The organism is Novosphingobium sp. P6W (assembly GCF_000876675.2).
Classification (GTDB): domain Bacteria; phylum Pseudomonadota; class Alphaproteobacteria; order Sphingomonadales; family Sphingomonadaceae; genus Novosphingobium.
On record NZ_CP030352.1, the window covers coordinates 791,433 to 810,493 of the forward strand.

Here is a 19,061-nt window from a genome sequence, read left to right on the forward strand (position 1 = left end):
TGGGTCGTTTCGTTGTATCTTGAGGGAATTTGCGCTTCAGGGGTCAGAGCAGGGCCTATACCCCGCGGCGACCGCGGAACAGCTGGACCAGACCCACGACGATCGCGATTACCAGCAGCAGGTGGATCAGCGCACCCGATACCTTGAACACGACCAGCCCCAGCAGCCAGAGTACGATCAGAATGGCGGCGATGGTGAACAGCATGGGTGTTTCTCCTGAGAGGTTGTGTGCAGGAGGAACGCACGGAAGCGGGGCTGGCTCCCGGGATTATTTCCAGAATGTGAAGCGGTCGCGGCCCAGGTCGCACAAAGGCGAGGGCCGGGCCGTTTCAGCGCCGTGCCCGCGCCAGTGCCGACAGTTCGCGCCGGGACATGGCGGGCTTGTCCGCCACCGGCGCCGGTCCGCGCGCGGCCATGAACGCACGGGCGACGAAGGTCAGCTTGCGCGCCTTGCCGATGGTGACGCGGTGGTCCCAGGCATGAGCGCCCAGCCGCTTCACCTCACGCGCGATGCCGCCGTAAATGTTCGCAGCCGAAAGTACCGCCCAGCGCTGGCGGAAGGCCAGGCGCGCGGCGCCAACGCGGGCAGAGGCCTCGTAATACTGAGCCATCGCGCAGGCCCGCGCCACTTGAGGGACCAGGGAGCTGCGATAATGAGGCTTGGTCACTTCACCGGGCGGGATGTCCGCTTCGACTAGCCATTCGACGGGCAGGTAACAGCGCCCGTTGGCGTCGTCCTCCCACACGTCGCGCACGATGTTGCCAAGTTGGAAGGCGATGCCCAGGTCGCAGGCGCGGTCGAGGGTGTCTTCGTCCTCTGCCGGTACGCCCATCACGGCGGCCATCATTACCCCCACGGCGCCCGCTACGTGGTAGCAATAGCGCAGCATGTCGGCCTCGCTGCGCGGGCGCCAGTCGGCGGCGTCGAGCGCGAAGCCGGCCAGCACATCCTCGATCATGGCGCGGGTCACCGGGGTTTCGCGCATCAGCTGGCCCAGCGCGTCGAAGGCGGATGAGCCGGTTTCCTCGCCCGCCATCGCCAGTTCGGTGAGGGTGCGGATCGTGGCGAGGCGCGATTCGGGGTCGAGCCGGGTGCCCAGCAGAACCGGTGCGGCGGGGTGGCCGTGGTCCTGCTCGTCAGCGATGTCGTCGCAGGCGCGGCACCAGGCATAGAGCAGCCAGACCCGTTCGCGCGTGGTGCGATCGAACAGGCGGCTGGCGGCGGCGAAGCTCTTGGAACCCTTGCGGATGGAATCGTGGGCGGCGGTGACGAGGGCGGCGCGCCGGGCGCGCCCACCTTCGTGAACGACGGATTCGAGAAGGTTTTCAGTCGGCAACTGAAAATCTCACAACGTGTTCGGATCCATGTTGACGATCGGCACGATCGGTTCGTGCGCGCGCATCAGGTTCAGCAGCGGGTCCAGTTCCGTGCCGGAAAGGATGATGCCCTGGTGAGCGGGGCGTACGAAGCCCACGTCGGCCATGTGCCGGTTGAAGGCCAGCAGCCCGTCGTAGAACCCGAAGGCATTGAGCACGCCGACAGGCTTGTTGTGATAGCCCAGCTGCGACCAGCTTACCGCTTCCCACAGCTCGTCCATGGTGCCGACCCCGCCGGGCAGCACTAGGAAACCGTCGGACAGGCGGGTGAAGGCAGCCTTGCGCTCATGCATGTCGGCAACGATGGTCAGTTCGCAGTCGTAGTTGGCGACTTCGCCGCCGCGTCCATTGCCGCCCACAAGGGCTTCGGGGATCACGCCCAGGCATTCGCCGCCAGCGGCCAGCGCCGCGCCCGCGACTGCGCCCATCAGGCCCAGGCGTCCGCCGCCGTAAACGACGCCGATGCCCTGCTGGGCCAGAGCGGTGCCCACATCGCGGGCAAGTTCGACGTAACGCGGATCGGCGGGGGTGGCGGAACCGCAGTAGACGGCGAGGCGCTTCATTTCAGTCTTCAACTTTCAGATTGATGTGCGCACCGTCCGGCAGATCGCGTGTCTGCCGGGCGATGTCGCCGGAAAGATAGATCAGGTCGACGAGGTCGATCCTGATAAGGTTCTCATGGGCATAGTCCCCGGCAACGAGCGCCTGGGGTTTGAGGCTGAACACCTCGCCGATAACCGGAGCGCCGAGCCGCGCCAGGGCGGCATCGACCAGCTTGTCGGCGCGCCAGATGGCCTGGGTTTCATCCAACGCCATGTGCGCCTGCGCCGCCGCTTCGTCGCCCAGCAGCGTCACCGCGCCGAGGTCCGGGTCGAGGTAATAAAAAAGGCCTGCCGTGTCGATAACCAGCATATGGCCCATCAGGCTGTGCGCCACCACTTCGGCGAATTCCACGCCGGTCCAGCCCCAGGCGCTGCGCAGGGCATGGAGCTGGCGGCTCATCGCAATGCTTCCAGCATCAGCTTGGCGGTCGCCTTGGCGCTGCCGACTACACCGGGAATGCCCGCGCCGGGATGGGTGCCCGCGCCCACGAGGTAGAGGTTCTTCAGCTTGTCGTCGCGGTTGTGGCCCCGGAAGAACGCGCTCTGCGTCAGCAGCGGTTCGAGGCTGAAGGCATTGCCCTTCCACGCGCCGAGGTCCGCCTGGAAATCCGGCGGAGCGTAGTGGAAACTGGTGACGATGCGGTCTTCGATATCAGGGATCAGGCGGCGGCCCACTTCCGCGATCACGCGGGCCTCGAGGATCGGGCCGACCTCTGCCCAGTCGATCGGCAGCTTGCCCATGTGGGGCACGGGGACGAGCGCGTAGAACGTGCTCTTGCCTGCCGGCGCCATCGACGGGTCGGTAACGGTGGGGTGGTGCAGGTAGATCGAGAAGTCGTTCGGCAGCACGCCATGCTCGAAGATATCGTCGAGCAGGCCCTTGTAGCGCGGGCCGAACAGGATCGTGTGGTGCGGGATGCCGGGCCATGTGCCCTCCAGCCCGAAATGGACGACGAAAAGGCTGGGCGAGAAGTTCTTCCTGGCCAGTTTTTTCGACATTTCCTGGCCGCGCGCGGTGTCGGCCAGAAGCGTGCCGTAAGTGTGCATGAGGTCGCCATTGGACGCCACTGCATCGAAGCGTTCGCGCCAGCCGCTTTCGCATTCGACCTCGGTCACCTGATCGCCGATGGTGTGGACCTGCCGGACCTTGTCGCCCAGCCGCAGCGTGCCGCCAAGCCGTTCGAACAGCCGCGCCATGCCCTGCGCCAGCTTGTTGGTGCCGCCCCGGGTCCACCAGACGCCCCCGTCCTTTTCCAGCTTGTGGATCAGGGCGTAGATGGCGCTGGTCTTCATCGGATTGCCGCCGACCAGCAGGGTGTGGAACGAGAGCGCCTGGCGTAGATGCTCGTCCTTCACGTAATGCGAAACCATCGAATAGACCGACCGCCACGCCTGATAGCGCATCATGGCCGGCGCGGCCTTTATCATGCTGGAGAAGTCGAGAAACGCCTCGTGGCCCAGCTTGACGTAGCCTTCCTGCCAGACCCCGGCGGCATAGCGCTCGAACTCCTCATAGCCCGAGAGATCGGCGGGGGCGACGCGGGCGATTTCGCGGCGCAGGGCGCCTTCGTCGTTCGAGTAGTCGAACGTGACACCGTCGGTCCAGTTGAGGCGGTAGAAGGGCATGACCGGCATCAGCGACACATCGTCGGCGATGTCGCTGCCCGACAGGGCCCACAGTTCGCGCAGGCAATCGGGGTCGGTGACGACGGTGGGGCCGGCGTCGAAGGTGAAACCCTCGCGCTCCCACACGTAGGCGCGGCCGCCGACCTTGTCGCGGGCCTCGATCAGGGTGGTGGCGATGCCGGCGCTTTGCAGCCGCACCGCAAGGGCTAGGCCGCCGAAGCCGGCGCCTATGACGCAGGCTCGTTTCATAAAGATGCTCCCAGATCGGCCAGAGGGCGCCCGCGCCCGGCAAGGCTGGCCATTGCCGCGCCCACCGGCACGGGCGGCTTGCCCGCCAATACGCGCGCCATATCCAGCGCGGTGGAGCGGCCGGCGTAAAAACGCTCGATCAGCGGTTCGGGCAGGGTGTAGAAGCGCGCCAGCATCCGCCAGCGGTCAGGTCCATCGGACGCGCCGAAAAGCATACGGCTCAACATCCGGTAAAAGCGTCCTTCGCGCCAGTGCTGTGCGGCCCAGTCATGACTTGTCCCTACTAGGGCCTCGCCCGAGAGGTTGTCGAGGGTAGTCAGGTACAGGGCGAATCTTACTGCATCGGGAATCGAGTAGGATGTCAGCGGATGGCACAGCGCGGCGCGCGTGCCAGCGCGGGCCAGGGGGACTCCGGCCCGCCAGAATGCCTCGAAATCTCCGGCGGCGATGACCGGCAACACACCGGTTTCCTCATAGGCGACGGCGTCGATGCGCCAGCCGGCGGCGGCGGCATAATCGGCGATCCGCTGGCGCAGGGCTGGCAGGTCGAGGTGAGAGGTATCCGAGTAATAGGTGTCCTCGACGAAGACCTCGGTTTCGGAGAAGGGCAGGCAATAGACGAAGCGGTAGCCGTCGATCTGCTCGACGGCGGCGTCCATCACCACGGGGCGGGTCAAACCGTGCGGCGCGGCCAGGCGCAGGGTATGGCCCACGAACTTCTGCCAGCCGCCCGCCATATGGGCGAGGCCGTGCGCTCCGCGTGCGTCGATGACCGCCCCGGCGGTGAAGCGGCGGCCATCCGCAAGGGTGACGCTGGCAGTGTCGGCCTGCGCTACCTTCACGCCGGTCATGATACGATCGGCGGGCATTGCCGCGCGAACGGCGGCGTCGAGCTTTTCGCTGGTCGCGCTGCGATAGCGTGAAGACAGTTCGCGCGCCGCGCCTGGAAAGCGGACCGAATAACCTTCCCAACGCGCCGCGATCAGAGGTTCGACCAGTGCCGCTCCCTCAAGACCCACGTCGCTGGCGAAGAACGACCAGACGTGACGGCCGCCCAGCGTATCCCCCTGTTCGAAGATCATGACCGAAAGTTCGGGGCGACGCGCCGCCATCGCGAGCGCGATCAGGCCGCCGGCAAGGCCGCCGCCGAGTATCGCAAGGTCGCAGGAGGTCGGCTGTGCGCCCATGTCGCCGGAATTTTGCTGCATCGCGTCATGTTTAGGGGCTGCGAACGATTGCCGCAACTTGGCAGGCTCTATGCTTTGCTGCATGTTTCGAATTGATGACAGGGGAACTCACCATTTGCGATGCATCGCTGGACGATGCTGCCGCAGTAGCCGAAATCTACGCGCATTACGTGCTGGAAAGCACGGCGACGTTCGAAACCGTCCCGCCGGACGAGGCGGAATCGCGCCGCCGCATCCAGGAGCATGTCGAGGGCGGCTATCCCTTCCTCGTCACTCGTGACGATGCGGGGCGGGTACTGGGCTTTGGTTTCGCACACCGGTACGGCCCGCGCGCGGGGTATCGCTTCAGCGTGGAGACATCGATTTTCGTGCGGCGCGACAGCATCGGGCGCGGCATCGGCAGCGCGTTGCTGGCCGCCTTGCTGGACGAGTGCGAGAAGCGAGGCTTTCGCCAGGCTTTCGCAGTGATCGCCGCGTCGGAACCGACTTCGGTGGTGCTTCATGCGCGGGCCGGTTTCTTCCCGGTCGGCACGCTGGCGGCGGCAGGCTGGAAACATGGCCAGTGGCTTGATGTTTTCCTGATGCAGCGCAAGCTGGGCGATGGCGGCGACACCCTGCCGGAAGGCGATCCTGCCACCTGAGCGAAAGTGTTTGCCGCAATGCGGAAACACTCTGCCCGTCGGTGCGTTGCGCGCATAACGGTTTACAGGGAACACCCATGCGCTCACGCCTTAACATCACACTGCTTGCGGCTGGGGCCGCGCTTTTCGCCTCCCCTGTCTTCGCGCAGGAAGCGCCGGAAGAAAACGTTCTCGACGGCGATTATCTCACCGTGGGCGTTGGCGCGGTCTACGTGCCGACTTATCGTGGTTCGGACGATTACGTCATTTCGCCGGTCCCGCTGGTCAGGGGACACTTCAAGGGCGTGGACATCAATCCGCGCGTCGCGGGCGTGGCGCTGGATTTCATCCAGGATCCCAAGGACGCGAAGATCGGCTTTTCGCTGGGTCCGGTGGCGACTTATTCGGCCAACCGCGCCGGCCGGATCAAGGATCCGGTCGTCAGGGCAGCGGGCAAGCTGGATCCGGCGATTGAAGTGGGCTTCAACGCGGGCATCACCGCTTACAAGCTGCTAAGCGACTACGATGCGCTGACGGTCTCGGCCGACGTGAAGTGGGACGTCAACGGCGCTTACAAGGGCATGACGGTCAACCCGGCGATCAGCTACGCAACGCCGCTCAGCACGGCACTGGTCGGCGTGCTGGCCGTCAGCGCCCGCCGTGTCGACAACGATTTCGCCAGCTATTACTACTCGGTGACCCCGCTGCAGAGTGCGGCCAGCGGGCTTCCCGTCTACCGCGCCAAGGGTGGCTGGGACAGCGTGAACACTTCGTTGCTGCTGGCCTACGACCTGTCCGGCGACGTGCGCGACGGCGGGCTGTCGCTGTTCGGCGTGGCCAATTATTCGCGCATGCTGAATGATGCCAAGGACACGCCTTTCACCTCGATCCGGGGTGATGCCAACCAGTGGATCATCGGCGGCGGCGTGGCTTACACGTTCTGAGCAAGCGCGCTGCCCACCCGTTCGCGCAGGGCGGGTAGCAGCTCAGCCTCGAACCACGGGTGCTTCGCCATCCACAGACGGCTGCGCCATGCGGGGTGCGGGAGGGGGATCAGCCCCTCCGGTGCCTCGCGCCAGTTGCGTACCGCTTCGGTGAGATTCGGCGCGAAACGCTTGGGCAGATAGCGTTTCTGCGCATATTGCCCGACCAGCAGGGTCAGCTTCAGGTTAGGCAGCTGGGCCAGCAAAGGCCCATGCCAGCGCGGCGCGCATTCGGGCCGGGGCGGTTTGTCGCCGCCGCTGGCCTTGCCGGGATAGCAGAAGCCCGAGGGCATCTGCGCAATCCTGCCAGCATCATAGAACGCCTCCTTGTCCAGCCCCAGCCAGCCGCGCAGGCGGTCGCCGCTGTCGTCGTCCCAGCCAATGCCGCTGGCGTGAACCTTGCTGCCGGGAGCCTGCCCGATGATGAGCATTCGCGCGCTGGCCTGCGCCGCCACGAAAGGGCGCGGTTCGAAACCCAGATCATGCTCGCACAGGCGGCAGGCGCGGATTTCGCCGAGCAGGGTGTCGAGTGCGGTGGCCATGTTTGCGAGATGGCGCTGGATGTGATGACGCGCAAGGTGTGTGGCGGGGCTTCGACAAGCTCAGCCTGAGCGGGGTAGAGGGCTTTACGCTACTTCCGCTCACCCTGAGCTTGTCGAAGGGTCAGGCTGAGCTTGTCGAAGCCCCCCCGCCGCAACTCACCCCAGTTCGCGCATCGCCATCAGCGAGGACGAATAGGGCACCGCCATGCCGCGTACCCGGTCCCACCCGCCGTTCAGCCATAGCGCCCATGCTCCCGGATCGGGCGGCAGGATCACCGGCATGGTCTCGCGCCCCTGCGCTTTCAGCGCTGCATTCGCCTCGCAGGCCAGCAGCGCGAACGACGGGATTTCGCTGTCCTTCCACACCGCCGCCATCGCGAAGACCGGCTGGTCGGTGCAGGAAAACCAGGACTGGCGGCGCTTGCCATCGGTGGGAGAGGGGCGGCCCCATTCCATGAACATCGTAGCGGGCACCAGGCAGCGAAATTCGCTGTTGCGCAAGTTGCCGATCCAGAACGGACTGTCGAGATTGCGCACGCTCAGGATACCGTGGCGCGGGGCGTCATGCACCGTGGGCGGCGGCGGCACGCCCCACAGGCGCGGGATCATGCGGCGCGGCGCCTTGCCCTGAGGGCGCGGCCCGGCGATCGCCTCGCGCCCGGCGGTGATGACCGGGGCGAACTGGCCCGGCCCTACATGCCCGCCTGCCCAGGGATCGTCCCGCGCCTCGGCGCCGAAGTGGCGGGCGACGGCCAGTGCGGCGGCGTCCAGGCGATAGAGCATCGGCATCGCCGCCGCCTCTAGACCTGCCGGGCGCCTGCGTCTATCATCGCCCTACCCCGGGGAGCCTAGCAGGGTCCAAGCGGACTCTGGGCTGAGAGGTGTGGGTATGCTCCACACGACCCGTCGAACCTGAACCCGTTAATACGGGCGGAGGGAGTGGACGCGGTTTCGTGTAAGCATCTTTTGCGATGTATCGGGCCTGCAATCCGTCTCTTTTTCCGTCCCATGGAAGAAAAGAGGCATCCATGGCTGACATCAACTCCAAGCTGGAAATAGGCGTTACGACCGGTCCCATCCGCGGATCGAAGAAGATCCACGTCCCCGCGCAGAGCAACCCCGAGATCCGGGTCGCCATGCGTGAGATATACCTCGAACCGTCGAGCGGCGAGCCGCCGGTGCGGGTCTACGACACCTCGGGCCCGTACACCGACACTGATGCGGCAATCGACATTTCCGCAGGCCTGGCCCCGCTGCGCCGCGACTGGCAGTTGGCGCGCGGCGATGTCGAGGAATACGCCCCGCGTGAAGTGAAGCCGGAAGACAACGGCCAGCTCGGCCCGGATCGTTCCGGCGGCGTGCCCCCGTTCCCCGCCGCCTTGCGCCGTCCCCTGCGCGCCAAGCCCGGCATGAACCTCTCACAGATGCACTACGCGCGCCGGGGCATCATTACACCTGAGATGGAATACGTCGCGGAGCGGGAGAACCTGGGCCGCGCGCGGCTGGCGCGGTACGAGCGTTCGGGCGAGAGTTTCGGCGCCTCGATCCCCGATTACGTGACGCCTGAATTCGTGCGCAATGAAGTGGCGCGCGGCCGGGCGATCATTCCCAGCAACGTCAACCACCCCGAAGCCGAACCGATGGCGATCGGACGCAACTTCCTGGTCAAGATCAACGCCAACATCGGCAATTCCGCCGTCGCCTCCGACGTAGCATCCGAGGTCGACAAGATGGTCTGGTCGATCCGCTGGGGTGCGGACACCGTGATGGACCTGTCCACCGGCCGCAACATCCATGACACCCGCGAATGGATCATCCGCAATTCCCCGGTGCCGATCGGGACCGTGCCGATTTATCAGGCGCTGGAGAAGGTCGGCGGCATTGCCGAGGATCTCACCTGGGAAATCTTCGCCGACACGCTGATCGAACAGGCCGAACAGGGCGTGGACTACTTCACGATCCACGCCGGGGTGCGCCTGCCTTACGTGCCGCTGGCCGCCAAGCGCATGACCGGCATCGTCAGCCGGGGCGGTTCGATCATGGCCAAGTGGTGCCTGGCGCACCATAAGGAGAGCTTTCTCTACGAGCGTTTCGACGAGATCACCGAGATCATGAAGGCTTACGACGTGGCCTATTCGCTGGGTGACGGCCTGCGCCCCGGCTCGATCTACGACGCCAACGACGAGGCCCAGTTCGCCGAACTCTACACGCTTGGCGAACTGACCAAACGGGCCTGGGCGCAGGACGTCCAGGTCATGATCGAAGGCCCCGGCCACGTGCCGATGCACAAGATCAAGGAGAACATGGAAAAGCAGCTCGAGGCCTGCGGCGAGGCGCCGTTCTACACGCTTGGCCCGCTCACCACCGATATCGCGCCCGGTTACGATCACATCACCAGCGGCATCGGCGCCGCCCAGATCGGTTGGTACGGCACCGCGATGCTCTGCTACGTGACGCCCAAGGAGCACCTTGGCCTGCCTGACCGCGATGACGTGAAGGTGGGCGTGGTCACTTACAAGCTGGCCGCCCACGCCGCCGACCTTGCCAAGGGCCACCCCGCCGCGCAGGTCCGCGACGATGCGCTTTCGAAGGCCCGCTTCGAATTTCGCTGGCGCGACCAGTTCAACCTGAGCCTCGATCCCGATACGGCGGAGCAGTACCACGACCAGACGTTGCCGGCGGAAGGCGCCAAGTCCGCACACTTCTGCTCGATGTGCGGGCCGAAGTTCTGCTCGATGAAGATCAGCCAGGAAGTGCGCGATTTCGCCGCGAAGCAGAACCAGCCCAGCACCCGCTTCCTCGCCGCTGATCCTGAGCCTGCCGAAGGGGCCGCCGAGGAAGCCGAAGCGGGCATGATGGAGATGAGCAAGGTGTTCAAGGACACCGGCAGCGAACTCTACATGGGCGCCGGAGACCGCGAACACGATTGAGCGGCGTTGATGCTTTAATTCTTCGTCATTCCCGTACAGGCGGGAACCCATCTTCCGGCTTCGCGTGTTATGGCTTGGTCGGAAGGTGAATTCCTGCCTTCGCGTGAATGACGAGGGGTTTGGGCATGGCGCGCAGTTCCACGACCGACTGGTTCAAGCTGGCGAACGACAGTTACTGGCTATGGGCGGAATCCATGATGGTCATGGGGATGCGCACCACCGACATGATGACAGGCAAGGGAAGCGACCGCGAAAACCGGCTGATGGTGAACGAAAAGCTGAGGGCCGGCGCCGAAGTGGCGGCGATGCTGGCAACGTCGAGCCTGACTTCGCCGAAAAAGAGCGCGCAGAAGGCCGTCAGCCATTATCGCCGCAAGGTGACCGCCAACCGCAAGCGCCTGTCGCGCAAGAAATCATGAGCGCGCACATCGGCATCGGCGGCTGGACGTATGAACCGTGGCGCGGCCTGTTCTACCCCAAGGGCCTGGCCCAGGCACGAGAGCTTGCCTACGTGGGCGAACATCTGACCGCGACCGAAATCAACGCCACTTTCTACGGCCGTCAGAAACCTGCCAGCTTTGCGAAGTGGCGCGATGCGGTGCCGGACGGTTTCGTCTTCGCCCTCAAAGGCTCGCGCTACTGCACGAACCGCAAGAACCTCGGCGAAGCGGGGGAGAGCGTCGCAAATTTTCTGGGGCAGGGTCTGGTTGAACTGGGCGACCGGCTGGGGCCGATCAACTGGCAGCTTGCCGCTACCAAGAAGTTCGACGCCGACGAGATCGCCGCTTTCCTCGCCCTTCTGCCTGCCGCCCATGAAGGCATCGCGCTGCGCCACGCGATCGAGGCCCGGCATGAAAGTTTCGATGACCCCGCCTTTTACGCGCTGCTGGGCAAGGCAGGCGTCGCCGTGATCCTCGCCGATTCCCCCAAGTACGCTGTGCTGGATGCCGCCGACACGGCGCCTTTCGTCTACCTCCGCCTTCAGGACGCCCGCGCCGAACTTGAGCAGGGCTATGACGATGCCGCCCTCGACCATTGGGCCAGCCGCATCGGCGGATGGTCGGAGCAAGGCCGCGATGTCTTCGCGTTCTTCATAAACAGGGCCAAGGAACGCGCTCCGGCTGCGGCGCAGGCCCTGATCGGGCGACTGGCCGACGTCTGACTTTGCGAACTTCGCAGGCCAGTTCCGGCAATAAGTGACCATATCGCAAAGCAACGCGAAGATGATCTGCGAACAGGCCGTTAACCTTGTTCGCTTCATCATCTTAAATCTGCCACGCCCCATCGTACCGGTCACTTGCGGGGCCGTCGATTCGACTAAGCGGCGTCCAGGTCCGTAGATCACGTAGTGTGATTTGCGGTCCTATTTTATGTCAGATACGCCGACTGCTTAGGAAAGACCAGTATAACACACAAGATGTTATTGTTGTTTTTCCGATGTTTGGGTCGCAGCCGGAGTTATTGAACAATGATTGATCTACCACCGCTCTCCCGACGACAGATACTCGGGGCGATGGCCGTTGCGCCGTTTATTTCCAACCCCCTCATGGCGGCTACGTCCAGAATCGACCGAATCATGGTCCAGGGCAGGCCTCAGGATACCGGGTCGGTGTACAAGCTGGGCAATATCATGACCGCGCTCGACAAGCTCGGCGGCGTTCGCAAGATGCGCTGCCGCGAGCCTTTCACGGGAACCGCCGGCTGGGCCACCTACGTCGGACTGGCAAGGGCAGGCGTGAAGTTCTCCTTCACCCTGTCCGGGCGTGACATCGCCAGGACCATTGCCGATATGAAGGCGTTCCTGGCGGTCGTTCCGGGATCGATCTGGGCCATCGAAGGCCCCAACGAACCCGATCTCAACCCGATGACGTACCACGGTGTCACCGATCCCCGACTGGGCTTCCGTACCGGTAATGCGCCTGCCCTGATGGCCTTCCTGAAGGACTTCACGGCGGCGCAGGGTGTCGATCCGGTGCTGCGATCGATCCCCTTCATCGCCAGCAACGACTTCATGCAGCCGCAGCAGGCGCCTTTTTCGGACTATGGTAACACCCATATCTACCCGACGCCTGAATCCAAGATCCAGGACCGCCTGGCCAGCTTCAAGACCAGGATCGCCCAGGGCAAGAACAGCCAAGGGGTGATTACCGAATGGGGCCGCACGACGGGGGGCAGCTCCAAGAACGTGACCTCGCCGCCGGTAACTCTCGCGAAGCAGGCCGAACTTCTTTCGACCGACATCGCCGCTGCCCTGAGCAAGCCTTTCGTCCACACGATCAGCATCTACGAGCTGTTTTCGTGGTCGGGGACGAGCGAGATGAACAACTTCGGCCTGTTCAACGCCGATCTATCGCCCCGTCCTGCGGTGGCTGCCATCAAGGCGGTCATCACCTGACGCATGAAAGGTTCCCCCGGTGCGGCGCGCCGGGGGAACCCTCTCGCGGCTGGTTTCGTTTCACGTCGCATGAGAAACATTACCGCGTTCAGCGCCTCCGCTCTAATGGCCCTCTCGCTCGCCGCCTGCTCCGGCGCTGAACCGACTGCCGGTGCTTCGGCGACAGGGGCGGCCCAGGAAGAAAGCACAATGCCCGCTACGGACGCTATGCAGCCTGCGCCGACCGAGGCGGCTCCGGCGACGACCGCTTCGGCGAAAGTGATCGGACTGGAAGGCCTTGGCGATCTGAAGATCGGCCAGCCCGTGCCAAAGGGTAGTACGTGGGCCGAGCGCGGAGCACAGGCGGGCGATGCCTGCCGCACGGTCACATCGCCCGGCTATCCCGGTGTCTACGCCATCGTCGAACAGGACAAGGTCCGCCGTATCACCGTGGGCAAGCGCTCCGACGTGAAGCTGGTCGAGGGTATCGGCGTCGGCGCCACTGAAAAGGACGTGGCGAAGTGGTTCGCAGGCTTCCGCGAAGAGCCGCACAAATACGAGGACGCCCCTGCCAAATACCTCACCGCCCCCAATGCAGCGAGCGGCGACCCGGCGCTGCGCTTCGAGATCGGGCAGGACGGCAAGGTCAGCCTGATCCACGTCGGCACGATGCCGGTGCTGGGCTATGTCGAGGGCTGCCTTTGACCTGACCCCTTTCCAGCGCGGCCGATCCCCGGCAAGGACAGGGTATGAACCACTACCTGCTTACTTACACTCTGGCGGCCGATTATCTTGAACGCCGTCCGCAGTTTCGCGCCGATCACCTTGCGCTTGCGTGGGAGGCGGCCGATCGCGGCGAACTGGTCATGGGCGGCGCAGTGGAAGATCCGGTAGATACCGCGCTGCTTCTGTTTGCAGGCGAAAGCACCGATACCGCCGAGGCTTTCGCCCGCGCCGACCCTTACGTGGTGAATGGCCTTGTCCTGCGGTGGAGCGTGCGGCGATGGAATACCGTGGTCGGCGCCGGTGCTGCCAGCCCGGCGCGCCCATGAGCGCGGCCGAACTGGCCATCCGCACCCGTCGCGCTGCCTTCAACCGAGCCATTGCCGAGGGCGATGCGGCGGCGATCGGGCCGATTCTCGCGCGGGACTGCGTGATGATCACCGGCAGCGATAGCGCGGTGATCGCGGGCCGCATGGCGCAGGTAAAAGTCTGGCGGCGTGAATTCTCCCATGCCGGGCGGATGGTTTATCTGCGGACCAGCGAAAGCGTAACCGTCTCGCCGGTGGAGCCGATAGCCATGGAGCATGGCCGCTGGCAGGGCACCGCTGCGGACGGTGAAGCGGCGCTTGCCTCGGGCACTTATGCTGCGAAGTGGCGCGAAGTGGCCGGGGATTGGTTGATCGAGGCGGAAGTCTTCGTGACGCTTGGTTAGCTGTACATTGTAAGGGCTTGGGGCTGGCCGCTCGATAGGGTATGGGCCGGTCTGCAACCCGGCGCGGGGTCGCGCCGCCGGGTCGCCGTTGAGGATTCCCGAAAATGGCCGCTGCCCGCAAGTCGTATGCGCAATTCCTGCGCGTCGGCGGGCTGCAGGAGCCTGTATCGATGAGTTCAGAATCTGCCGCCCCCGAGGCTCTCATGCGCGACGCCGGCAAACTGATGGTCGAGGCAGGCTCGGTCATTGCCTTGCGCACCGTCCGTATCGGCCAGGGCGATCCCGGCGCGGGCGACGAAATGATGCGCATGGTCACCGAGAAGGTCTGGGCCGGCTGGGAATGGAGCATGGCACTGGCAAGCGGCCAGCTCGGCCACGATCCCGGCACCGTGTGCAGCCGCACGCTTACCTATTACCGCCGTGCCGTGCGGGCGAACCTGAACCGGCTCTCTAGCAACGACGAGTGACGGGCTGCCGCTCTCTCAGCGGACGTTGAGGCCGAGTTCGCCCAGTAGCTGACCGGCCTGTTCGCTGGAGATCGTCGCGCCGCGAAAGAGCCGCGCGTCGGCCAGCTTCAGGCCACCCAGATCCGCGCCGCGCAAATCCGCGCCATCGAAACGCGCGCCCTGGACGTGGGCGTCGCGCAGACTGCAACCGATGAAAGTCGCGTGGCGGAAGTCGCATTTGCCCAGGTCCGCCTGCGAGAAGTCTATCCGCTCCAGCCGCGCCTTGCGGAACGAGTGTCCGCCCAGCCGTGCATTGACCAGCAATGTCTCATCGAAAATCAGGTTGATCGCGCGCGCCTCGGTAAGGTCGGCGCCGGTCAGCTTGCATCGTTCGATCCGCGCAGAATCGAGTGTGGCACGGCGCAGCGAGGCATTGTTGAAGTCGCATGATATGAACTTCGCGTCGGCAAGGTCGCACTCCGTGAAGTCGGCGAAGGCGCCCCGGCACGAAGTCCAGAGGCTTGTCTCCAGCTTGGCACGGGCGAAGTCGGTGCGGCGCAGCGAGCAACGCTCGAACCTCCAGCCGGTAAGCTCCAGGCCGGAGAGGTTCGCGTCCTCCAGATCGCAGTCGATCAGGTGGCGCGGGTGTGCCAGCAAGCCCTCGATATCGGCCCGCGTCAGCGTCCTGTCGGTAATCGGTTCGTCCATGCGCGCCTGTTAGCGGCTGCCCGTCGGGGGTGACAGCGTCTAATTCGCGCTTTCGGCAGCCATTACGTCCTGCGCGGCGTCAGCAGCGCGCCGGGCCGCATCCGATGCAGTGTCGTTCTGGCGCCGGGGCGGGGCTGCCTGTTCCCACGCAGGTGCCGGACTATCGCCGCCCGGGCTTGCAGGCATGCGGTCGCCGCCGTAGCGGTCACCGGCATAGTCGTCGTAATTGCGCATATCCCGGCGGCCGGGAAGGTCGCCCCGGACCCAGCCTTCATCGTCGTAGCCGCCGTGCGGGGGATAGCCGTCGGCTGCATAGCCTTGCGGCGCGGCGTAGGGCGGAGCGGCATCTTCGCCTGACGATCCCGGCCCGAATGGCCAGGCAGGGGAGTCGATCAGGGACAGGCCCTCGTCGAGCCAGGACTGGCGAACCGGCGGCGCGGCGTACCCGTACCCGGCGTCATTGGCCGGGGCCGGATCACGGCGCGCAGTCTCGGCTCCGGCGCCATGATTGGCTGCATCACGATAGGGGCGCATTGCGCCCGTCGTCATCCCGGCGAACACTGCGCCGGCAAGGCCGCCAACAATCAGCAGCAGGACGAGTTTGCCCGCAGCCATCGAACCTCCAGAAGATCTCACTATTTTCCCGAGAGGGAGGCATAGACGGGCGCGGCTGTCGGCGTGCTGAACACAAAGAAAAAGGGCGCCGTCCCGCTCGAGGGGGACGGCGCCCTTGTTCGGGGCCGCTTCAACCGGGCATGGGAGAGAGGAAATTGCCCGGATGCGCAGCCGCGCGGATTAGTTGCCGATGTTCAGCTTGGCAGCTTCAGCGGTCGTGAACGACACGTAGCGGCTGTTGTAGGTGCCCGAAACGCGGTCGCCCTTGACGTAGAGGCGGAACGGCACGCCGGCAGAGGTGTTGCCGTCGATCACGGTGACCTTGCCCTTCTGCTGGGTGGTGTAGGCGTAGTTCACGCCCTCATGCGAAAATGCGCGGGCATCGTTGGCCTGGGCGACAGCCGGAACAGCCATGAGAGAGACAGCGGCGGTGGCGAGAATGGTCTTGAACATGGCAAAATCCCTAATTCGGAGAGGCAGGAACTTGCCTCGGCATCGTTGTTTCGGTTTGTCTTGTTGCGATGCAGCAAAAGCCGATGCCGCGCCGCCGCGCAATTTCAATACGGGAACTACCAGGTGCAAGTTTTGCAACATGCGGACTTTTTGCCTGATTTTTAAGCACATGCCGAGAACGCCGTGTCCGTAAAAAATCGACGAGCTGCGGCTATCAAGGCTGCGCGCGCTGTAATCGAGCGAAACGAGCCCATCGCATGACCGGTGATTCGGGCGCGGGTGCACTTGTTCGATTATCGGCAAGTGGGTTAGGTTCGACGGATGAACCGTTACTCTGCCTCCATGCTGGCGCCGATCATCGCCTTGTTCGCTCTTGCAGCATGTCATTCCGCAGGGGAGCAGGTGCCCGGTGATGCAAACGACCGCAATCCGTGGAACGGCATCGCTGCCGGGGAGGTCGTACACTTTCTGGGCACCGAGCCATTCTGGGGCGGCCAGGTAGGGCCCGATGGCCTTACCTACACCACGCCGGAGAACGAGAAGGGCGAGACCGTCTCGGCCAGTCGCTTTGCGGGGCGCGGCGGGGTTTCGTTCAGCGGGACGCTGGCCGGCGGCGCGGCGACGCTGATGGTGACGCCGGCGCCTTGCAGCGACGGTATGTCAGATGCGCGCTACCCCTTTATCGTCACCCTGCAGATCGGCGAGCAGACGCGTAGCGGCTGCGGCTGGACCGAAAAACAGCCGCGCACCGCTGGACAGTAGTTTCAGGCAGGCAGCGTATCAGCGCTTGCGCACGAATTCCGCGCGCAGGACGAGGCCTTTGATACCGGGAAACTTGCAGTCGATTTCCTGCGCGTCGCCGGTCAGTCGGATCGACTTAATGACGGTGCCCTGCTTCAGCGTCTGGCCCGCGCCCTTTACGTCGAGGTCCTTGATCAGCGTTACCTGGTCGCCATCGGCCAGGAGGTTGCCCACGGCGTCTCGCACTTCGATCCGGTCGGCAGCGGCGCGGCGAGCAGAAAGATCGGCGGCGGACATCCACTCACCGCTTTCCTCGTCATAGACGTAGTTTTCATCGTCACCGGGCATCGCCGCATCCTGTTCGGGCGCGGCGGATATCGCCGCGCCCGGATGCCTTGGCCGATAAAGGGCGTGAAATCCAGTCAGCCCGCCAGCGACTTCTCCAGCGTCACCTCGCAGTTCAGGAGCTTCGAGATCGGGCAGCCGGCCTTTGCTTCATCGGCGATGCGGGCGAAATCTTCGGGCGTAATGCCGGGGATCGAAGCGGTGAGGGTCAGCGCCGACTTTGTCACAGTGAACCCGTCGCCGTCCTTGTCGAGCGTCACGGTGCACTGCGTGTCCAGGGTGCCATCCGCGTGGCCGGCGCCTGCCAGGGCAAAGCTGGTCGCCATGGTGAAGCAGGCGGCGTGGGCGGCGGCGATCAGTTCTTCGGGGTTGGTGCCTGGCTTACCTTCGAAACGGGTGCCGAAGCCGTAGGGCTGCTCGCTAAGCACGCCGGACTTGGTGGTGATCGAGCCCTTGCCGTCCTTGCCAAGGCCTTCGTAGCGGGCGGAAGCGGTGTTCGTGGTCATGATCGGGGCCTTTCTGGAGGTGTATTCAAGTGCCGGTCCCTGCAACGCGGTGCTCGGGGCAGGGTTCCTGAACTGTGGGCGAGGGCGGTTCGGCGCAGTTTCGCCTGGTCGTCCGCATTTGCGCCTGCAGCATGGGTGCACCGTACCATCGGAGCCGTGAAGATGAAATGACAGCGCTTCAGGTCCGAAATTTCCACTCAAGTTAGCGGCAAATTCGGCCTGGTGCCTGGGTTCTCGCGAGAACAGCGTTCTTCACGCCCCGCTGTGCCGTGGCTGGACGTGCGTATGGAATGATGAAACCACCCGGTACACCTATCGTTTTGCAGTGCAAAAAGCGCAGGAATCCTAAGGTTCCTGAGGATTGTTCGCTTGGTGGGATGCCTCGCCGAGTGATACCAACTGTTCACTAGCTGACGGACCGCCAACCGGTACCGACACGGGAAGAGGATGGTCGTCATGAAGAGATTCCTGACAGCATTGCACACAGGCCTGGTCCTGTTTGCGATGGCGGTCACCGGTACAGGTTATGCGGCAGATACGCATGTGAAGCGGGCGTCATGACCAGCGCGTACTGCATGAGTGACACCCTTATCCCCGTACGGCCAATCTGGCGCTGAACCAGCGCAGGCTGGCCTGACGGGAATACGCTGCACCAAATACGACGAGATAAAAACAGAGCAACGCAGGGAGAGCAATCGCGAAGGTCGGCTGGGCTTTCGCGAAGAGCCGAGGGAAGGGGAGAAGCGCGAGGCGCGGCGGGGACACCATCGCCGCGCCTCGTTGCGCTGGATGCTCCGGTTCCGAGTGATCTCAGTCGGAAGTCTCCGTCATCCCCGACGAAGACTTTCCGGTCGTGCGTCCATAGCGGGTCTATAACCCCGTGCTATGGGACGCATAAGTGGGGTTACCGTTAACCCGCTTCTTCCGCCGAGAAGAACCGCTGGATCACATCCCTTGCCAGACGCGCTGGCCGCAGGGTTGAGGCATCGAGGCAGCACCAACTAGACTTCACTTCAGCCAGAACCTCTTCTCCGCGCCTAATCACCGTCTCGTAGAAGGCCCGGGCGCCCTGCACCTTTTCAAGAAGTACGGTAGCGATGACATCGTCTTCCAGAAACGCCGGTTTCCGGTATGTAATCTCGTGCTTTATCGCCACCCAGAGATGCTGATTGATCGCTTCCGCCGGGGCTAACGCGCGCCAATGATCGACCACCGCAGCCTGAACCCACTTCAGGTAGCTGGCGTTGTTGACATGACCCATGAAGTCGATGTCCTCGGGATCGATACCGATCGAAAACTGATGAGGGATGGCTTGGTTCACG

The 19,061-nt window shown here is 64.4% G+C and carries 25 protein-coding genes and 1 riboswitch; of the genes, 11 read left to right on the plus strand and 14 right to left on the minus strand.

Annotated elements, in window-relative coordinates; genetic code table 11:
• Positions 1-55: 55 nt before the first annotated feature.
• The 6 genes from TQ38_RS03965 to crtY all read right to left on the minus strand — a co-directional run bounded on the left by TQ38_RS03965 (position 56) and on the right by crtY (position 5,062).
• Positions 56-205, minus strand: coding sequence for a lmo0937 family membrane protein (locus tag TQ38_RS03965; RefSeq protein WP_113941880.1), 150 nt, complete (start codon positions 203-205; stop codon positions 56-58).
• Between the two features lie 124 nt (positions 206-329).
• Positions 330-1,337 carry a phytoene/squalene synthase family protein gene (locus TQ38_RS03970; RefSeq protein ID WP_043972172.1) on the minus strand — a complete coding sequence of 336 codons (1,008 nt, stop codon included), beginning with the start codon at positions 1,335-1,337 and terminating at the stop codon, positions 330-332.
• A 9-nt stretch (positions 1,338-1,346) separates the two neighbouring features.
• Entirely contained in the window at positions 1,347-1,940 is a 594-nt protein-coding gene (locus TQ38_RS03975) for a TIGR00730 family Rossman fold protein (RefSeq protein WP_043972169.1), read from the minus strand.
• A 1-nt stretch (position 1,941) separates the two neighbouring features.
• Positions 1,942-2,379, minus strand: coding sequence for a hypothetical protein (locus TQ38_RS03980; protein ID WP_043972167.1), 438 nt, complete (start codon positions 2,377-2,379; stop codon positions 1,942-1,944).
• Positions 2,376-3,854 (minus strand): phytoene desaturase, encoded by a 1,479-nt coding sequence (locus tag TQ38_RS03985; RefSeq protein WP_043972166.1) that lies wholly within the window; start codon positions 3,852-3,854, stop codon positions 2,376-2,378. The genes TQ38_RS03980 and TQ38_RS03985 overlap by 4 nt, the downstream gene beginning before the upstream one ends.
• Complete coding sequence (crtY, locus tag TQ38_RS03990) at positions 3,851-5,062, minus strand: lycopene beta-cyclase CrtY (RefSeq protein WP_043972164.1); 1,212 nt, start codon at positions 5,060-5,062, stop codon at positions 3,851-3,853. The genes TQ38_RS03985 and crtY overlap by 4 nt, the downstream gene beginning before the upstream one ends.
• A gap of 74 nt (positions 5,063-5,136) precedes the next feature.
• Here crtY and TQ38_RS03995 point away from each other — a divergent pair, with 74 nt between their 5' ends.
• A complete protein-coding gene (locus TQ38_RS03995) occupies positions 5,137-5,682 on the plus strand; it encodes a GNAT family N-acetyltransferase (RefSeq protein WP_043972161.1) in 546 nt (181 codons plus the stop codon).
• 77 nt (positions 5,683-5,759) lie between these two features.
• The gene (locus TQ38_RS04000; RefSeq protein WP_043972159.1) at positions 5,760-6,605 is read left to right on the plus strand and encodes a MipA/OmpV family protein; all 846 of its coding nucleotides are present in this window, start codon (positions 5,760-5,762) and stop codon (positions 6,603-6,605) included.
• Here TQ38_RS04000 and TQ38_RS04005 read toward each other — a convergent pair.
• Both TQ38_RS04005 and TQ38_RS04010 read right to left on the minus strand, forming a co-directional pair.
• Positions 6,593-7,186, minus strand: coding sequence for a uracil-DNA glycosylase family protein (locus tag TQ38_RS04005; protein ID WP_043972157.1), 594 nt, complete (start codon positions 7,184-7,186; stop codon positions 6,593-6,595). The two genes, TQ38_RS04000 and TQ38_RS04005, sit on opposite strands and share 13 nt — an antisense overlap.
• A 156-nt stretch (positions 7,187-7,342) precedes the next feature.
• A complete protein-coding gene (locus TQ38_RS04010; RefSeq protein ID WP_043972155.1) occupies positions 7,343-7,975 on the minus strand; it encodes an SOS response-associated peptidase family protein in 633 nt (210 codons plus the stop codon).
• Between the two features lie 41 nt (positions 7,976-8,016).
• Positions 8,017-8,142, plus strand: a riboswitch (TPP riboswitch).
• 72 nt (positions 8,143-8,214) lie between these two features.
• Between TQ38_RS04010 and thiC the strand changes: the two genes are divergently transcribed.
• From thiC to TQ38_RS04050, 8 genes are all read left to right on the plus strand, one after another.
• Positions 8,215-10,116 carry a phosphomethylpyrimidine synthase ThiC gene (gene thiC / locus TQ38_RS04015; protein WP_043972152.1) on the plus strand — a complete coding sequence of 634 codons (1,902 nt, stop codon included), beginning with the start codon at positions 8,215-8,217 and terminating at the stop codon, positions 10,114-10,116.
• A 125-nt stretch (positions 10,117-10,241) separates the two neighbouring features.
• Positions 10,242-10,535 (plus strand): hypothetical protein, encoded by a 294-nt coding sequence (locus tag TQ38_RS04020; protein ID WP_043972149.1) that lies wholly within the window; start codon positions 10,242-10,244, stop codon positions 10,533-10,535.
• Positions 10,532-11,278: a DUF72 domain-containing protein gene (locus TQ38_RS04025; protein ID WP_043972146.1), complete on the plus strand. Its 747-nt coding sequence runs from the start codon at positions 10,532-10,534 to the stop codon at positions 11,276-11,278. The genes TQ38_RS04020 and TQ38_RS04025 overlap by 4 nt, the downstream gene beginning before the upstream one ends.
• 414 nt (positions 11,279-11,692) lie before the next feature.
• Entirely contained in the window at positions 11,693-12,511 is an 819-nt protein-coding gene (locus tag TQ38_RS04030; protein ID WP_240197939.1) for a calcium-binding protein, read from the plus strand.
• A 189-nt stretch (positions 12,512-12,700) separates the two neighbouring features.
• On the plus strand, positions 12,701-13,195 hold the full coding sequence (locus tag TQ38_RS04035) for a hypothetical protein (RefSeq protein WP_240197940.1): 495 nt from the start codon (positions 12,701-12,703) through the stop codon (positions 13,193-13,195).
• 44 nt (positions 13,196-13,239) lie between these two features.
• Positions 13,240-13,542 carry a YciI-like protein gene (locus TQ38_RS04040; RefSeq protein ID WP_043972138.1) on the plus strand — a complete coding sequence of 101 codons (303 nt, stop codon included), beginning with the start codon at positions 13,240-13,242 and terminating at the stop codon, positions 13,540-13,542.
• Entirely contained in the window at positions 13,539-13,925 is a 387-nt protein-coding gene (locus TQ38_RS04045; protein ID WP_043972135.1) for a DUF4440 domain-containing protein, read from the plus strand. The genes TQ38_RS04040 and TQ38_RS04045 overlap by 4 nt, the downstream gene beginning before the upstream one ends.
• Positions 13,926-14,095: 170 nt before the next feature.
• Positions 14,096-14,392: a hypothetical protein gene (locus TQ38_RS04050; protein WP_043973326.1), complete on the plus strand. Its 297-nt coding sequence runs from the start codon at positions 14,096-14,098 to the stop codon at positions 14,390-14,392.
• A gap of 15 nt (positions 14,393-14,407) precedes the next feature.
• Here the strand turns inward: TQ38_RS04050 and TQ38_RS04055 are convergent, their stop codons facing one another.
• From TQ38_RS04055 to TQ38_RS04065, 3 genes are all read right to left on the minus strand, one after another.
• Positions 14,408-15,079, minus strand: a complete 672-nt coding sequence (locus tag TQ38_RS04055) for a pentapeptide repeat-containing protein (RefSeq protein ID WP_043972133.1) — start codon at positions 15,077-15,079, stop codon at positions 14,408-14,410.
• 39 nt (positions 15,080-15,118) lie between these two features.
• The gene (locus tag TQ38_RS04060; RefSeq protein ID WP_043972130.1) at positions 15,119-15,694 is read right to left on the minus strand and encodes a hypothetical protein; all 576 of its coding nucleotides are present in this window, start codon (positions 15,692-15,694) and stop codon (positions 15,119-15,121) included.
• 180 nt (positions 15,695-15,874) lie between these two features.
• Entirely contained in the window at positions 15,875-16,147 is a 273-nt protein-coding gene (locus tag TQ38_RS04065; protein ID WP_043972128.1) for a hypothetical protein, read from the minus strand.
• A gap of 321 nt (positions 16,148-16,468) precedes the next feature.
• Here TQ38_RS04065 and TQ38_RS04070 point away from each other — a divergent pair, with 321 nt between their 5' ends.
• Complete coding sequence (locus tag TQ38_RS04070; protein WP_052505591.1) at positions 16,469-16,909, plus strand: COG3650 family protein; 441 nt, start codon at positions 16,469-16,471, stop codon at positions 16,907-16,909.
• Positions 16,910-16,927: 18 nt separating this feature from the next.
• Here the strand turns inward: TQ38_RS04070 and TQ38_RS04075 are convergent, their stop codons facing one another.
• From TQ38_RS04075 to TQ38_RS04085, 3 genes are all read right to left on the minus strand, one after another.
• On the minus strand, positions 16,928-17,236 hold the full coding sequence (locus TQ38_RS04075; protein WP_043972126.1) for an alkylphosphonate utilization protein: 309 nt from the start codon (positions 17,234-17,236) through the stop codon (positions 16,928-16,930).
• A 74-nt stretch (positions 17,237-17,310) separates the two neighbouring features.
• Positions 17,311-17,739, minus strand: a complete 429-nt coding sequence (locus TQ38_RS04080) for an OsmC family protein (protein WP_043972124.1) — start codon at positions 17,737-17,739, stop codon at positions 17,311-17,313.
• A gap of 910 nt (positions 17,740-18,649) precedes the next feature.
• On the minus strand, positions 18,650-19,060 hold the full coding sequence (locus TQ38_RS04085; protein ID WP_043972120.1) for a thioesterase family protein: 411 nt from the start codon (positions 19,058-19,060) through the stop codon (positions 18,650-18,652).
• Between the last annotated feature and the right edge of the window lies 1 nt (position 19,061).

What these genes read in the sequence shown, in the direction of transcription:
- TQ38_RS03965 (WP_113941880.1), bottom strand. Translation starts at nt 205, where the DNA reads ATGCTGTTCACCATCGCCGCCATTCTGATCGTACTCTGGCTGCTGGGG.
- TQ38_RS03975 (WP_043972169.1), bottom strand. Translation starts at nt 1,940, where the DNA reads ATGAAGCGCCTCGCCGTCTACTGCGGTTCCGCCACCCCCGCCGATCCG.
- TQ38_RS03980 (WP_043972167.1), bottom strand. Translation starts at nt 2,379, where the DNA reads ATGAGCCGCCAGCTCCATGCCCTGCGCAGCGCCTGGGGCTGGACCGGC.
- TQ38_RS03985 (WP_043972166.1), bottom strand. Translation starts at nt 3,854, where the DNA reads ATGAAACGAGCCTGCGTCATAGGCGCCGGCTTCGGCGGCCTAGCCCTT.
- crtY (WP_043972164.1), bottom strand. Translation starts at nt 5,062, where the DNA reads ATGCAGCAAAATTCCGGCGACATGGGCGCACAGCCGACCTCCTGCGAC.
- TQ38_RS03995 (WP_043972161.1), top strand. Translation starts at nt 5,137, where the DNA reads ATGACAGGGGAACTCACCATTTGCGATGCATCGCTGGACGATGCTGCC.
- TQ38_RS04000 (WP_043972159.1), top strand. Translation starts at nt 5,760, where the DNA reads ATGCGCTCACGCCTTAACATCACACTGCTTGCGGCTGGGGCCGCGCTT.
- TQ38_RS04005 (WP_043972157.1), bottom strand. Translation starts at nt 7,186, where the DNA reads ATGGCCACCGCACTCGACACCCTGCTCGGCGAAATCCGCGCCTGCCGC.
- TQ38_RS04010 (WP_043972155.1), bottom strand. Translation starts at nt 7,975, where the DNA reads ATGCCGATGCTCTATCGCCTGGACGCCGCCGCACTGGCCGTCGCCCGC.
- thiC (WP_043972152.1), top strand. Translation starts at nt 8,215, where the DNA reads ATGGCTGACATCAACTCCAAGCTGGAAATAGGCGTTACGACCGGTCCC.
- TQ38_RS04020 (WP_043972149.1), top strand. Translation starts at nt 10,242, where the DNA reads ATGGCGCGCAGTTCCACGACCGACTGGTTCAAGCTGGCGAACGACAGT.
- TQ38_RS04025 (WP_043972146.1), top strand. Translation starts at nt 10,532, where the DNA reads ATGAGCGCGCACATCGGCATCGGCGGCTGGACGTATGAACCGTGGCGC.
- TQ38_RS04030 (WP_240197939.1), top strand. Translation starts at nt 11,693, where the DNA reads ATGGTCCAGGGCAGGCCTCAGGATACCGGGTCGGTGTACAAGCTGGGC.
- TQ38_RS04035 (WP_240197940.1), top strand. Translation starts at nt 12,701, where the DNA reads ATGCCCGCTACGGACGCTATGCAGCCTGCGCCGACCGAGGCGGCTCCG.
- TQ38_RS04040 (WP_043972138.1), top strand. Translation starts at nt 13,240, where the DNA reads ATGAACCACTACCTGCTTACTTACACTCTGGCGGCCGATTATCTTGAA.
- TQ38_RS04045 (WP_043972135.1), top strand. Translation starts at nt 13,539, where the DNA reads ATGAGCGCGGCCGAACTGGCCATCCGCACCCGTCGCGCTGCCTTCAAC.
- TQ38_RS04050 (WP_043973326.1), top strand. Translation starts at nt 14,096, where the DNA reads ATGAGTTCAGAATCTGCCGCCCCCGAGGCTCTCATGCGCGACGCCGGC.
- TQ38_RS04055 (WP_043972133.1), bottom strand. Translation starts at nt 15,079, where the DNA reads ATGGACGAACCGATTACCGACAGGACGCTGACGCGGGCCGATATCGAG.
- TQ38_RS04060 (WP_043972130.1), bottom strand. Translation starts at nt 15,694, where the DNA reads ATGGCTGCGGGCAAACTCGTCCTGCTGCTGATTGTTGGCGGCCTTGCC.
- TQ38_RS04065 (WP_043972128.1), bottom strand. Translation starts at nt 16,147, where the DNA reads ATGTTCAAGACCATTCTCGCCACCGCCGCTGTCTCTCTCATGGCTGTT.
- TQ38_RS04070 (WP_052505591.1), top strand. Translation starts at nt 16,469, where the DNA reads ATGAACCGTTACTCTGCCTCCATGCTGGCGCCGATCATCGCCTTGTTC.
- TQ38_RS04075 (WP_043972126.1), bottom strand. Translation starts at nt 17,236, where the DNA reads ATGCCCGGTGACGATGAAAACTACGTCTATGACGAGGAAAGCGGTGAG.
- TQ38_RS04080 (WP_043972124.1), bottom strand. Translation starts at nt 17,739, where the DNA reads ATGACCACGAACACCGCTTCCGCCCGCTACGAAGGCCTTGGCAAGGAC.